This is a genomic window from Marinobacter alkalisoli (genome assembly GCF_045449795.1).
GTDB lineage: Bacteria > Pseudomonadota > Gammaproteobacteria > Pseudomonadales > Oleiphilaceae > Marinobacter.
The window spans coordinates 51949-65693 of record NZ_JBJJLB010000019.1 but is presented as its reverse complement, the minus strand read 5'-3'; the positions used below and the strand labels follow the sequence as shown (position 1 = coordinate 65693).

General features: G+C 59.0%; 12 protein-coding genes. 3 read left to right on the top strand and 9 right to left on the bottom strand.

What is annotated here, in order from left to right; genetic code table 11:
• Positions 1-15: 15 nt before the first annotated feature.
• From ACJO3M_RS08995 to flhA, 9 genes are all read right to left on the bottom strand, one after another.
• Complete coding sequence (locus tag ACJO3M_RS08995; protein WP_406984744.1) at positions 16-756, bottom strand: flagellar motor protein; 741 nt, start codon at positions 754-756, stop codon at positions 16-18.
• Positions 756-1919: a protein-glutamate methylesterase/protein-glutamine glutaminase gene (locus ACJO3M_RS08990; RefSeq protein ID WP_407001058.1), complete on the bottom strand. Its 1164-nt coding sequence runs from the start codon at positions 1917-1919 to the stop codon at positions 756-758. The genes ACJO3M_RS08995 and ACJO3M_RS08990 overlap by 1 nt, the downstream gene beginning before the upstream one ends.
• A gap of 32 nt (positions 1920-1951) precedes the next feature.
• Positions 1952-4030 carry a chemotaxis protein CheW gene (locus ACJO3M_RS08985; RefSeq protein WP_407001057.1) on the bottom strand — a complete coding sequence of 693 codons (2079 nt, stop codon included), beginning with the start codon at positions 4028-4030 and terminating at the stop codon, positions 1952-1954.
• A 16-nt stretch (positions 4031-4046) separates the two neighbouring features.
• Positions 4047-4832, bottom strand: coding sequence for a protein phosphatase CheZ (locus ACJO3M_RS08980; protein WP_407001056.1), 786 nt, complete (start codon positions 4830-4832; stop codon positions 4047-4049).
• A gap of 21 nt (positions 4833-4853) precedes the next feature.
• On the bottom strand, positions 4854-5237 hold the full coding sequence (gene cheY / locus ACJO3M_RS08975) for a chemotaxis response regulator CheY (protein ID WP_012136125.1): 384 nt from the start codon (positions 5235-5237) through the stop codon (positions 4854-4856).
• 140 nt (positions 5238-5377) lie between these two features.
• Positions 5378-6124: an RNA polymerase sigma factor FliA gene (locus tag ACJO3M_RS08970; RefSeq protein ID WP_407001054.1), complete on the bottom strand. Its 747-nt coding sequence runs from the start codon at positions 6122-6124 to the stop codon at positions 5378-5380.
• A gap of 30 nt (positions 6125-6154) precedes the next feature.
• Positions 6155-6967 (bottom strand): MinD/ParA family protein, encoded by an 813-nt coding sequence (locus ACJO3M_RS08965; protein WP_407001053.1) that lies wholly within the window; start codon positions 6965-6967, stop codon positions 6155-6157.
• Positions 6968-7070: 103 nt separating this feature from the next.
• Positions 7071-8372 carry a flagellar biosynthesis GTPase FlhF gene (gene flhF / locus ACJO3M_RS08960; RefSeq protein ID WP_407001052.1) on the bottom strand — a complete coding sequence of 434 codons (1302 nt, stop codon included), beginning with the start codon at positions 8370-8372 and terminating at the stop codon, positions 7071-7073.
• Positions 8373-8432: 60 nt separating this feature from the next.
• Entirely contained in the window at positions 8433-10598 is a 2166-nt protein-coding gene (gene flhA / locus ACJO3M_RS08955; RefSeq protein WP_407001051.1) for a flagellar biosynthesis protein FlhA, read from the bottom strand.
• Between the two features lie 198 nt (positions 10599-10796).
• On the opposite strand from flhA, the gene upp reads away from it, so the two are divergent.
• The 3 genes from upp to ACJO3M_RS08940 are packed head-to-tail and all read left to right on the top strand — an operon-like array spanning position 10797 to position 13529.
• Positions 10797-11435 carry a uracil phosphoribosyltransferase gene (gene upp, locus ACJO3M_RS08950; protein WP_406984736.1) on the top strand — a complete coding sequence of 213 codons (639 nt, stop codon included), beginning with the start codon at positions 10797-10799 and terminating at the stop codon, positions 11433-11435.
• 2 nt (positions 11436-11437) lie between these two features.
• Positions 11438-12694 (top strand): uracil-xanthine permease family protein, encoded by a 1257-nt coding sequence (locus ACJO3M_RS08945; RefSeq protein ID WP_407001050.1) that lies wholly within the window; start codon positions 11438-11440, stop codon positions 12692-12694.
• Positions 12675-13529 (top strand): class I SAM-dependent methyltransferase, encoded by an 855-nt coding sequence (locus ACJO3M_RS08940; protein WP_407001049.1) that lies wholly within the window; start codon positions 12675-12677, stop codon positions 13527-13529. Before ACJO3M_RS08945 ends, ACJO3M_RS08940 begins: the two co-directional genes overlap by 20 nt.
• Positions 13530-13745: the final 216 nt, after the last annotated feature.

Here is a 13745-nt window from a genome sequence, read left to right as displayed (position 1 = left end):
AGTCCCGCCCGGCGGTCACTGCAGGAAGCCCCGCAGCCGCAGTTCGATGGATTTGGGGTTCTCCCCTTCCGCGATAGCGATAATGCCGTCAATCATCATGTCTTCGTAGCGGGTACGCTCCCGCACAATTCCGCGCAACTTGTTGGCCACCGGGAAAAACAGCAGGTTCGCCAGAGCTACGCCGTAGATGGTGGCGACGAAAGCCGTTGCGATGCCGCTGCCGAGGGACTGGGGGTCCTCCAGGTTGGTCATCACCTGAATCAGCCCCATGACGGCACCGATGATGCCTATGGTCGGCGAATAGCCACCCATGGCTTCATATACCCGCGCCGATTCCAGGTCCCGCTGTTCGCGGGAATCCAGGTCCACCTCCATGATGCTGCGAATGGTCTCGGTCTCGGCGCCATCGACCAGCAACTGGAGGCCCTTGCGCGCAAACCGTTCCGGCTCCTTTTCCGCCAGCCCCTCCAGCCCCAGCAACCCCTGCTTGCGGGCCTTGACGCTCCAATCGATCACTTTGCCAATGCCATCCTCCAGACTGACATAGGGCGGCAAAAATACCCACCGCACCTGTACAAACGCACGCTTCAGCAGTGGCCAGGAGGTCTGTAGGATGGTGGCAGCCAGTGTACCGCCGATGACGATCAGCGCCGCCGGAGCATTAAACAGAGAACTAAGGGCGCCGCCCTCAAGCAGATTGCCGCCCAGGATGGCAGCAAACGCCAGAATGATGCCAAGTAGGCTGAGAATATCCATTAACTCACACCTTCCACCAGCCGCGGACCGATGTCGTTGAGGGCCAGCACCTCATCGGACAACCCGGCCCTGGCAACGGCCATGGGCATGCCGTAGATCACGGAGGATTTTTCATCCTGGGACCAGATCACGGATCCGCCCTGCTTCATCAAACGGCAACCTTCTTTGCCATCAGACCCCATGCCGGTAAGAATGACGCCCAGGGTCTTGCCGGGAAAGCTGCGGGCCAGGGAGCCAAAAGTGACATCCACACAGGGTTTGTAATTGAGACGGTCGTCGCCGGGCAATATGCGCACCCGGGCCTGGCCACTGCGATTCTCGATCATCATCTGCCGGCCTCCGGGCGCCAGCAGGGCCAGGCCGGGCCGAAGCACATCGCCATCCTGGGCCTGGCGCACTTCGATGCGGCAGAGTTTGTTCAGACGCTCGGCGAAGGCAGGCGTGAAGCTGGCCGGCATGTGCTGAACCAGCACGATAGGCGCGGGGAAACTGGCCGGCAACGCGGTTAACACTTTCTGAAGGGCAACCGGACCGCCAGTGGAGGTGCCGATGCCCACCACGTTGTAGTGCCTGGCCGGCCCCCGTCGGGTGGCGCGCCTGGAGGATTCCTCTTCTGCGGGGGGCTCCGGTTGCGTGGAACGTGCCGGAGCCGCAGGCGTATCGGTACGGGGACGCCCACGGGGCATCTCCCTTTCCTGACGAGGCGCGGGCGCTGTGGCCGATTTTGTTGCCGGTGGTACAGCAGGTGCGGCTTTTGCGCCCGGGCTGCTACCGGCGACATCCAGTATACGACCAATCAGGATCTTCTGGAGCTGGCTGGAATCCCGGGCGATTTCCTCAAAATTCTTGGGAAGGAAATCGACCGCACCGGCCTCCAGGGCATCGAGCGTCACCCGGGCACCCTCGTAGGTCAGGGACGAGAACATCAAGACCGGCACCGGGTGGCGCTTCATGATCTCGCGAACGGCTGAAATGCCGTCCATTATCGGCATTTCGTAGTCCATGGTGATGACGTCCGGCCGCAGCTTTTCCGCCAGCTCCACCCCTTCCCGGCCGTTGGTAGCCGCGCCAACGACTTTGATCTGACCGGATGCCGTCAGGATTTCCGTCAGACGCTTACGGAAAAATCCCGAGTCATCAACAACCAGGACAGAAACTGTCATCCCATTCTCCTAAACCGTGCGGTCCGTGCGCCTCAACCGTACTGCTGAAGCAGGCTGGGAACGTCAATAATCAAGGCAATACGCCCATCCCCGGTAATCGTCGCCCCCGCCATACCCGGCGTGCCCTGGAGTGCTCGGCCCAGGGGCTTGATCACCACCTCTTCCTGGCCGATCAACTGGTCCACAACGAAGCCAACTTTTCGGGTGCCCATCGCGACGATGACAACGTGGGCGTTCTCCGGCTCCGGTTCAGCGGACGCGCCCTTCACCAGCCAGCGCTTGACGTGGAACAGCGGGAAGACCTTCTCCCGCACCACGATGCACTCGCGGCCATCGACGATGTTGGTCTTGCTGAGATCCAGATGGAAGATCTCCACCACATTCACCAGTGGCAGCGCGAACGACTGTTCACCCAGCATGATCATCAGCGTAGGCATGATGGCCAGGGTCAGCGGCACTTTAATGACGATTCGCGAGCCTTTGCCAAGCTCCGATTCCACGTTCAGTTGACCGTTCAGTTGGCCGATCTTGGTTTTTACCACGTCCATGCCGACACCACGGCCGGACACATCGGAAATCTGGTCCTTGGTTGAAAAGCCGGCGGCAAAGATCAGGTTGAAACACTCGCTTTCGGTAAGCCGGTCCGCGGCGTCCTGATCGTATAAGCCTTTTTCAACGGCCTTACGACGCAACACCTCGGGATCCATGCCGGCACCGTCATCCTCGATGGACAACAGGATATGATCCCCTTCCTGCTCGGCATTCAGGGTCACTGTACCGGACCGGGGTTTGCCAGCCTTTTCACGGACATCCGGCGCTTCGATACCATGGTCTACCGAGTTACGAACTAGGTGGACAAGGGGGTCCGAGAGGGCTTCCACCAGGTTCTTGTCCAGGTCAGTGTCTTCCCCGTGCATCACCAGGCTGACTTCTTTCTTGAGGCTCCGGGCAAGGTCCCGCACCACCCGGGGAAAGCGGCCAAAGACTTTCTTGATCGGCTGCATCCGCGTCTGCATCACCGCTGACTGGAGGTCCGTGGTGACTACATCGAGATTCGACACCGCCTTGTGCATGTGCTCGTCTTCGCTTGCGGCGCCCAAACGCTGCAAGCGGTTACGCACCAGCACCAGCTCGCCGACCATATTCATGATGTCGTCGAGGCGCTTGGTGTCCACCCGGACAGAGGTCTCAGTTGCGGGCGCCTGTTCTTTCGATGCCGCGGGTGCTCGGGTTTCGGCTTTCTCGGGCGTCTCCGCTTTGGCGGCCGGCGCCGACTTCGCAGTATCGGGCGCGGGCTTGCTGGCCGCCTTCGGGCTGCTCTCAGCCGTGGGGCCGCCGCCCTTGCCGTGGAGGTCATCCAACAGCTTCTCGAATTCATCGTCAGTGATCAGATCGTCATTGCCCTTGCTGGCCTGATCACCGGACTCGGTCGGTGGCTCGATATCAGCATCACCGGCCGGCGCACCGGCGAATTGCCCCTTGCCATGGAGCTCGTCCAGCAGCGCTTCGAACTCGTCATCGGTAATGTCATCGTCACCGGCGGCGCTGTCGTCCCCTGCTGGGTCAGAGGCAGTTTCCGGACCGGCTTCGGCTTTTTCACCATCCAGCGCGTCCAGCAGCTGTTCGAATTCGTCATCGGTGATATCACCATGATCATCACCGCTGGCGGCGTCACTTGTCGTTTCCACAGGGGCTTTACCGGTCCCCCCGGAGGACGCACCTTCCGGCTCAGCCAGGGCGTCCAGGGCGGCAATCAGGGCTTCCGGAGCTGGCGTCAGCTCCTCATGGTTACGCACCTGCTCAAACATCGCATTGACGTTGTCCAGGACCTCAAGCACCACATCCATCAACTCCGAATCCACTTTGCGCTTGTGATTCCGGAGAATATCGAAGACGTTCTCTGCAGAGTGACAGCAGTTCACCAGGGCTTCCAGCTGAAGGAAACCCGCGCCACCCTTTACGGTATGGAAGCCACGGAATATGGCGTTGAGGAGATCACTGTCATCCGGATTCTGTTCAAGATCCACCAGCTGCTCAGACAGCTTTTCAAGTATCTCGCCTGCTTCAACCAGAAAGTCCTGCAGGATCTCTTCATCGGCATCAAACGCCATGGGTTACCCTCTTAATTCAGAAACCGAGACTGGACAAAAGATCGTCAACATCGTCCTGACCCGATACCACATCTTCACGCTTATCGGCGTTCATCTGCGGGCCAACGCCCTGCTCTGCCGACACTTCGCTTGATTCAATCTCATGTATGGTGCCGGTCAGCTGATCCACATGACTCGCCATCATCACCAGGCCTAGCAGGTGTTCCTCCACTTCCTTCACCAGGTCGGTGACCTTCTGGATCACCTGCCCTGTCAGGTCCTGGAAATCCTGGGCCAGCAGGATTTCCGAGAGGTTGTTGTACATGGTGTCGGCATCCCGGGTCAGCGTTACGAAGAACTGGTCAATCCGACCGTAGAGGTCCCGGAATTCCGCCGGCTCCATTTCCCGCCGACGCAGACGCTGCCATTCGTCTCTCAATACCGCCGCCTCATCACGGATAGCGTGGGCCTGAGGCATGGTTTCCTCGACCAGGTCCATGGTGCGATTGGCAGCCTGACCGGTCATTTGCACAACGTATTCCAGGCGATCGGACGCATCGGTCATTTTTGACAGCGCTTCCTGCTGCTCGGCATTGCGGGGATCGATCTGGAAATTGCGAATCGCTTCGTGGAGGCTGCGGGTAAGCCGCCCGACTTCCCGATACAGGCTTTGATCCCGGACTTCGCTGAGATCATTGATTACGTTCATAGCCCCTGCATAGTCACCGGCATTGACCTGTTCAACCAGCTCGTTGGCCTGTGCGCGGAGCTTTTCCGTCACCTCCGGATCAAGGCCCTGCGGGTTCTTTTTGCTATCGCTCATGAGAGCCCATCCGACCTTTGGTTACTGGATTCGTTCGAAGATTTTCTCAATCTTCTCCTTGAGTACTGCGGCGGTAAACGGCTTCACGACATAGCCATTCACCCCTGCCTGCGCGGCGGCGACAATCTGATCCCGCTTTGCTTCGGCGGTGACCATGAGAACCGGAAGGGTTTTCAGGTTTTCATCGGCACGTACAGCCTTTAGCAGATCAAAACCGGACATACCCGGCATGTTCCAGTCAGTCACCAGGAAATCGTATTTACCGCTTTGCAACATGGGCAACGCGGTGTTGCCGTCATCCGCTTCGTCGGTATTGGTGAATCCCAGATCACGCAGCAGGTTCTTGATGATCCGTCGCATTGTGGAAAAGTCGTCCACAATGAGGATTTTCATGTTCTTGTCCAATGGGACCTCCAGTTTTGTCACACCCGGAATGCGTTTTATCTTTCTGCCAGACTCTGGCAGGCCGGTGGTTTAACCGCTTATTGTGTGGTGTTTGAACCCGTTGTAAAGCGCCGGTTACCAAAAGCTACAGACAGCCAACCTCAATACACGTTGGGCTCATGTCGCCAGCCCGTCAGCCTGCCCCGAAGCCTCAGCGCGGCCTGACTGTGGATCTGACTGACCCGGCTTTCACTCACCCCCAGGACAGCACCGATTTCCTTGAGGTTCAGCTCCTCCTGGTAGTACAGGCTGAGCACCAGTTTTTCTCTCTCGGGGAGCTCGCCAATCGCTTCCGCCAGACTTCGCTTGAAAGCATCGGACGTAATATCGTCCAGCGGATTATCACTGGCCTCTGCTTCCTCTATCGGCAGGTCGCCGGATTCATTGAGCTCATCCAGGCTAAAAAGTTTGCCGCTGTTGGCATCGCTCAGACTGGAGTGGTATTCAGAAAGAGACATCTCCAGCTCTTCAGCGACTTCCTGGTCCTGGGCCTCACGACCAAGACGATCCTCAACAGCCTTGATGGCCTGGGAGATACGGCGGGCATTACGATGAACGGAACGGGGTACCCAGTCGCCCTTGCGGATTTCATCCACCATGGCGCCCCGGATACGGATACCAGCGTAGGTTTCAAAGGTTGCGCCCTTGGTGGAGCTGTACCTCTGCGCAGCCTCAAGAAGCCCGATCATGCCGGCCTGCATCAGGTCTTCCAGCTGCACCGAGGCCGGCAAGCGGGCCATCAGGTGCAACGCGATCTTTTTCACCAGCGGAGCATGCTCTTCCACTAGCCGGGAAGCACCCCCGACGCCTGCTTTTTGGTAGATTCCCAGGTTTTTCGTCAATGTCATGTATCCAGCTTTTTGGTGACAGGATCAATGTCAGACTTCGACGAGCCGCTCCACAAAGAATTCCAGGTGTCCGCGGGGAGATGACGGCAGCGGCCAGTTGTCGACCTTCTCAGCCAGAGCCCTGATCGCCAGTGACGCTTTGGCCCTGGGGTAGGCATCCAGCACCGCTTTCTGCCTCTGCACCGCTTTCCGGACGGCTTCGTCGTAAGGCACCATACCCACGTATTGTAGTGCCACATCAAGAAACCGCTCGGTGACCCGGGTCAGTTTTTCAAAAAGATGCTTCCCTTCCTGCTCGTTCCGGACCTGGTTGGCAAGAATACGGAAACGGTTGGTGCCGTACTCACGGTTCATCAGCTTGATCAGAGCGTATGCGTCAGTAATGGATGTCGGTTCGTCACACACCACCAGCAGCAGCTCCTGAGAAGCTCTCAGGAAACTGATGACGGATTCGGAAATCCCCGCTGCGGTATCGACGATGAGGACGTCAATCTGGTCACCGAGCTCGCTGAACGCATTGATCAGACCAGCGTGCTCCATGGAGGTGAGCTGGGTCATGCGCTGGGTTCCCGAGGAGGCCGGGACAATCTTGATACCACCCGGGCCATCGACCAGGACATCCCGCAAGTCGCAATCACCCGCCAGCACATCCGAGAGGTTGCGATTGGCGGTGATACCCAGCAGAACATCTATGTTGGCCAGACCCAGGTCAGCATCCAGCAACACGACACGACGGCCTTTCTGGGCCAGGGCAATACCCAGGTTAACTGACACGTTGCTCTTACCAACGCCGCCCTTCCCGCCGGAAACTGCAATCACCTGTACCGGATGTGGTTTGCTCATACTTGGTTTTATCTCTCGCCACGTTTGACCGAAGGCTCAGTTGTATTTCAACGGCGCCTGTTCACGCCGGATAGTCCGTCATCCGGTATGGCCGGGGAGTGTTTCAGGCCCCCTCTGCCACCGCCTGCTGTTGCTGGAGTGTTTTAAGCCGCTCCACGGCCAGTCGAACCAGGGGCACCGCTTCGGCGTGGTGCAGATCTTCGGGAATCTTCTGGCCATCCGTGTAATACGCCACGGGAAGACCGGACTCCATGACAAACCCCAAAGATTCACCCAGGGTCAGGGCTTCGTCGACTTTTGTCATCACACAGCCCGCAAGGTTAGCCATCTTATAGCAATGCCACACTGATTTCATAATACGCGGTTGGCTGGTCGCTGACACTACCAGGTGCGTACGAATCCGGTGATGGCTCCTGGCCAGTTCTGACAGTTGTTGCTCATAGCCCTTGTCAGTGCTGGTCAGGCCGGCGGTATCAATCAGCACCAGGTGGCGATCCGACAACTCGTCGAGGATATCATCAAGGGAATGGCTCTCATCCACCACCCGCACCGGCACATTCAGGATACGACCGAACACAAACAGCTGCTCATGGGCAGCCACGCGATAACGATCCGTGGTGACCAGGGCCAGGGAATCCGCACCATGGCGCAGGACATGGCGCGCCGCAAGCTTGCCTATGGTTGTGGTCTTACCGGATCCGGTGGGCCCAACCAGCGCGTATACGCCCCCCTGATCCAGCCACTCGGTTCGTGAGGTTTTCACCCCGGTGGCCAGCATTTTCAGGGACTGCTTCCAGCCATCGTCAAGGCGCCCGCCCTTATGGCGGCGGGACAGGGAGCCGGACAGATCGAGGCTCAGGCCGAATTCCTGCAAACGTTCGGACAGGCGCTGCTGAACCGCGTTGTTCGCCGGCTTTTTCGGCTCGGCGGCCCGGGCCCCCACCATGTCCCGTAATGAACTGATCTCGGCCCGCATCTGTGCAAGCTCATCGGAGTAGCCACCTGGTGCGCCTGATGAGGCGGCCGATCCGGACTCCGTTGCGGCAGACTCAAGCCCCAGCGCCGAATCGTCGATGAACGCCGAGTTATTGGCATACCCGGCGCCAACGCTTGCCCGCTTCTCGCGAACCTCGCGAATACGGTCCCGGGAACGCCCCAGTTCCTGTTCCAACCGGCGATGTTGTTCCGCCTGCATTTCCGCAAGACGGGACCCGTTGGTGGCCTCCCGGGCCTGATCACCAAGACGCTGACGCGCCATGTTTTCGTCGTAGTCCAGCGCCGTCACAATTTCGACACCGCCGTCCACCCGGCGATTGGAGAGTATCACGGCGTCCGGACCCATCTGTTCCCGAACCTGCTTCAGTGCCTCTGCCATGGTCTGAGCAAAAAAACGTTTTACTTTCATGATGCCTCATCCTCCACCGGCAACGCCGTGCCTGCGTTGTCCGCTTTGTCATCCGCGGCCTTACTGCCCGACGGACGCCACAATGGTGATCTGTTTGTTATCCGGAACTTCCTGGTAAGACAGTACGTGCAATCGCTCCACCCCATAACTGGCAAACTTCGCCAGCACCGGTCGCAACGGGCCTGACACCAGCAGAATCGCTGGCTTGCCAAGCATCTCCTGGCGCTGGACACTCTCCTGAAGGGATCGCTGCAGTTTCTCCACCATGTTCGGCTCCAGCACCAGCCCGATGTCTTCCTGACCGCCGGATTGTTGACTCTGTTGAACTGACTTCAGCAATAACTGTTCCAGGTCTGGATCCAGGGTGATCACCGGGATCTCCTGCTCGTTGCCACAAATGCTCTGAATGATCATTCGGCGCAGGGCCTGACGGGCAACGGTGGTAAGCAGCTTCGGATCCTGACTCTTCGGATGAACGTTCACAATGGACTCCGCGATGGAACGCATATCGCGGATCGGCACCTCTTCCTTGAGCAGATTCTGCAGTACCTTCAACAGCAGGCTGATGGAAATGGTGGTTGGAACCAGCTCTTCCGCCAGCTTGGGAGACACCTTCTCCAGCTGGTCCAGCCACTTCTGGGTTTCTTCGTGGCCAAGCAGTTCGTGGGCATGCTTCTGCAATATCTGGTTCAGATGGGTGGCCACCACGGTACTGGCATCCACCACTGTATACCCCAGGGTCTGGGCCTGGTCTTTCTTCTCGGGCTCAATCCAGCTGGCATCCAGGCCAAACGCCGGATCCTTGCCTGCAATTCCCTCGATTTTGCCAAACACCTGGCCAGGGTCGATGGCCAGTTCCCGGTCCGGGTGAATCTCGGCCTCGGCCAGAGTCACGCCCATCAGGGTGATGCGATACACATTCGGCATCAGGTCCAGGTTGTCGCGAATATGGACGGACGGCATCAGGAACCCCAGATCCTGGGACAGTTTCTTGCGCACCCCCTTGATACGACTCAGCAACTGACCGCCCTGGGATTTGTCCACCAACGGGATCAGACGGTAACCCACTTCCAGGCCCACGATGTCGACGGTGGCAACGTCGTCCCAGCCCAGTTCACGGGTTTCGCCCGGCGCAGGCAAAGCCTGCCCCTGATCTCCGCCATCCCCTCCGGGCGGTATATCCCGTCCCGCAGGCTGCGCGCCTCCGCGTACCGGGAATACACCCTCTTCCTCGACCGTCTGGCGGTCACGTTGCCAGATCAGGTAAGCTGCGGTGGCAGCGATACCGCCAAGCCCCAGAAACGCAACGTGGGGCATACCGGGGATGAGCCCGAGAATAATCAGGATAGCGGCAGCAATAGCCAGCGCCTTGGGCGCGCTGAACATCTGTTGCAGAATCTGGCCACCCATATCCTGGCTGGACGTTACCCGGGTCACCATGATCGCAGCTGACGTCGACAGCAACAGCGAAGGAATCTGCGCCACCAGGCCATCACCAATTGTCAGCAAAGCGTAATTCTGTGTCGCCGTTCCGAAATCCAGGCCATGCTGCAACATGCCGATAGCAATACCACCAATCAGGTTGATGGCGAGGATAAGGAGGCCTGCAACCGCATCACCTTTCACGAACTTGCTGGCACCGTCCATCGAGCCGTAGAAATCCGCCTCTTGGGCAACCTCGGAACGCCTGTGCTTGGCCTCTTCCTGATTGATCAGCCCGGCGTTCAGGTCGGCGTCAATGGCCATTTGCTTGCCGGGCATGGCGTCCAGGGTGAAACGCGCGCTGACCTCGGAAACCCGGCCCGCGCCTTTGGTCACCACCAGGAAGTTGATGATCATCAGGATGGCGAACACCACCAGGCCGACGGCGTAATTGCCGCCGATCAACACCGCACCAAAGGATTCGATCACCTTACCGGCGGCATCTCCGCCCTCATGACCGTTCAGCAGTACGATCCGGGTTGAGGCCACGTTCAACGCCAGGCGCAACAACGTAGCCACCAGCAACACCGTCGGGAACGAGGCGAACTCCATTGGCCGCAAGGCGTACACGCACACCAGCAGGATCACGATGGACAGGGTGATGTTGAAGGTAAAGAAAACGTCCAGCATGAACGCCGGCATGGGCAGGATCATCATTCCCAGCAGCCCCATCAGCATGATGGGTATGCCCAGGTTTCCCCGTGTCAGGGATTTGACGTTGTTCAGGACTAAAGCTCTGTCCATGCCAGGAAACTCTCCGCGTGGCCATGCCTGACGGCATTCAAAGGGTCGGAATTATGACGCTGACGCATCGTTTGCAGGGGTCTTCGCAAGATCCGTACCAGCCCTTACGGGATTTCACTTTTCAGTGCCTGACGCAACCTTTCAGATACGGTATCCTTGCGCCAATCCGACCACAGCCGACAGATGAAAGGTGACCCCATGCCAATCCACGAGGTTAAACACCCCCTGATCCGCCACAAACTCGGCCTGATGCGCCGCGCGGACATCAGCACCAAAAATTTTCGTGAACTGGCACAGGAGGTTGGCGCCCTGCTGACTTACGAAGCCACCCAGGATTTCTCCCTGCAGGAAAAAACCATCGAAGGTTGGGCCGGTCCGGTGAAAATCGAACAGCTCCAGGGCAAGAAAGTCACCATCGTGCCGATCCTGCGTGCCGGCATGGGCATGCTGGACGGTGTCCTCAGCCTGATTCCCGGCGCTCGGGTCAGCGTGGTCGGCCAGATCCGCAATGAGGAGACCCTGGAAGCCAGCACTTACCTGGAAAAACTGGTGGGCGAGCTGGACCAGCGTATGGCTATGATCATCGACCCCATGCTCGCCACCGGCGGTTCCCTGATCTCCACCATTGATTTGCTGAAAAAGGCCGGCAGCACCGAAATTCGCGCGCTGATTCTGGTGGCCGCGCCGGAGGGCGTGCAAAAGGTTCTGGAGAAACATCCAGACGTGTCCATCTATACGGCCTCAATTGACGAGCGCCTGAACGAAAAAGGCTATATCCTTCCCGGACTTGGTGATGCCGGCGACAAAATTTTCGGCACCAAGCAAAAGGACGTCTGAACATGCAGGATCACACCACCGACCCGACCTGGAAACAGATTGTCGCGGGCTCGCAAATGCTGCTGGTGGCCTTTGGCGCACTGGTGCTGATGCCGCTGATCACCGGCCTAGATCCCAACGTCGCGCTGTTTACCGCCGGTCTCGGCACGCTGATCTTCCACATTGTCACCGGCGGTCAGATCCCCATCTTCCTGGCCTCCTCCTTCGCCTTTATCGCCCCGGTCATCGCCGCCAAGGGCCGCTTCGGCCTGGAAGAAACCCTGGGTGGCCTGATGGCTGCCGGTATTCTCTATATTATCCTCAGTGGCGCGGTCAAACTCCGCGGTACCGGATTCATTACCCGCCTGCTGCCGCCTGTGGTGATCGGCCCGGTGATCATGGTGATCGGCCTGGGGCTGGCGCCAGTCGCTGTACATATGGCCTCGGGCCGTAGCGGCGATGGCGCCGCCGAGCTGGTGCCCTACGACACCGCCATCTGGATTGCGATGATTTCCCTGGTGGTGACCGTCATTATGTCGGTGTGGGCAAAAGGCATTTTCCGGCTGATTCCCATCATGTTTGGCGTGATCGTCGGTTATACCCTCTCCGCGTTTGCCGGCATTGTGGATCTGACACCCATTCAGGAAGCGCCCTGGCTTGCGATTCCGAACTTTGTCGCACCGGCATTCAGTTGGAGCGCCATCCTGTTCATGATCCCGGTGGCCATTGCACCGGCCATTGAGCACATTGGCGACATCCTCGCCATCGGCAATGTGACCCGCAAGAACTACCTGGAAAAGCCTGGCCTGCATCGCACCCTGCTGGGTGACGGCCTGGCCACCAGCGCCGCCTCCCTGCTGGGCGGACCGCCCAACACCACCTATTCGGAAGTCACCGGCGCCGTGGTGCTGACCCGCAATTTCAACCCAAAAGTGATGTGGTGGGCTGCGATCATTGCCATCGTGCTGGCCTTTGTCGGCAAATTTGGCGCGGCCCTGCAGACCATCCCGGTACCGGTCATGGGCGGCATCCTCTGCCTGCTGTTCGGCTCCATCGCGGTAGTGGGCCTGAACACCCTGATTCGCCACCAGGTGGACCTGTCCCAGTCGCGCAACCTGGTGATCGTTGCCATCACCCTGGTGTTCGGCATCGGCGGCATGGCTATCGGCCAGTTCGAGGGCATCGCCCTGAGCGCCGTGGTGGCGATTGCCCTTAACCTGATACTGCCGGGCACACGTGAAGCCTGGGGAAAGGCCATTTATGAGCAAAAAGCCGACTGACAGTTCCGGCATCAGCTTTACTGCCCTCTACACCGGTGCCGTCTGGCACCGGCACGGGCTTTCAGACGACGCCCTGTCCACCGAACAGGGCCGCTGGCTCTACCACCTGATGAGCCCCTTCGAAACCGCCAGCAAGGCGGCCATTGGCGGCAACATCCGCACTTTCCTGCTGCAACGCCACCTGATCATCGACCACCTGATTGACCAGGCTGTCCAGGAGGACGGCGTAGACCAGGTCCTGGAAATCGCCTGCGGCATGTCCCCCAGAGGTATCCGTCTGCGGGAGAAGCACCCCACCCTGAAGATGGTGGAAGCCGACCTGCCCGACATGGCCACCCGTAAAGCGGCCCGTCTACTGGCGGCAGGTCACCTCGGAGAGCACCACCAGGTCACCCCGATCGATATCCTGGCCGAATCCGGCGACCACACCCTGGAAGCCGTAGTCGCCCGCGCCTTCGACAACACCAAGCCCATCGTGGTGGTCACCGAGGGCCTGACCAGCTACTTCTCCCTGGACGTCATCTCCGAGTTCTGGCAGCGCCTGGCCAAAATCCTGGCCGACCGCACCGGCTCGGTATATCTGTCCGAAAGCTACCTGATGCCAAGGCAACCGCTGCTAAGAAACTCCCTGAAAACCCTCGGCGGCCTCCTGGGTACCATGACCCGCAGCCAGGTCAGCTTCCACTTCGAGGACGATCAGCAGGCCCGTGACCATTTCCTGGCTTCCGGGTTTCCTTCGGTTCGCGTCTACAATCCCCGTGAGTTCTACGGCTTACTGCCGATTCCTGAAAGCCGCCATGATCCTATGGTTCGGGTTGTTGGTGCTCGGGTTTGAGCTTTGGTTTTTTTGGTCTTGTAGCCTGACGGTTTCGGATTACGCTTCGCTAATCCGACCTACGTTTTATCGAGATATCGTGAGCTACCGGGGCATTTGTTGGTGGCCCTGCCAAAAAATTTCGGAGGCCATGGATGGCCGGAGAGAAGCGCACACGGACGTGCTTGTAGCGGTTTTTTGGCAGGGCCACCAACAAATGCCCTCCCCCGAAACCAT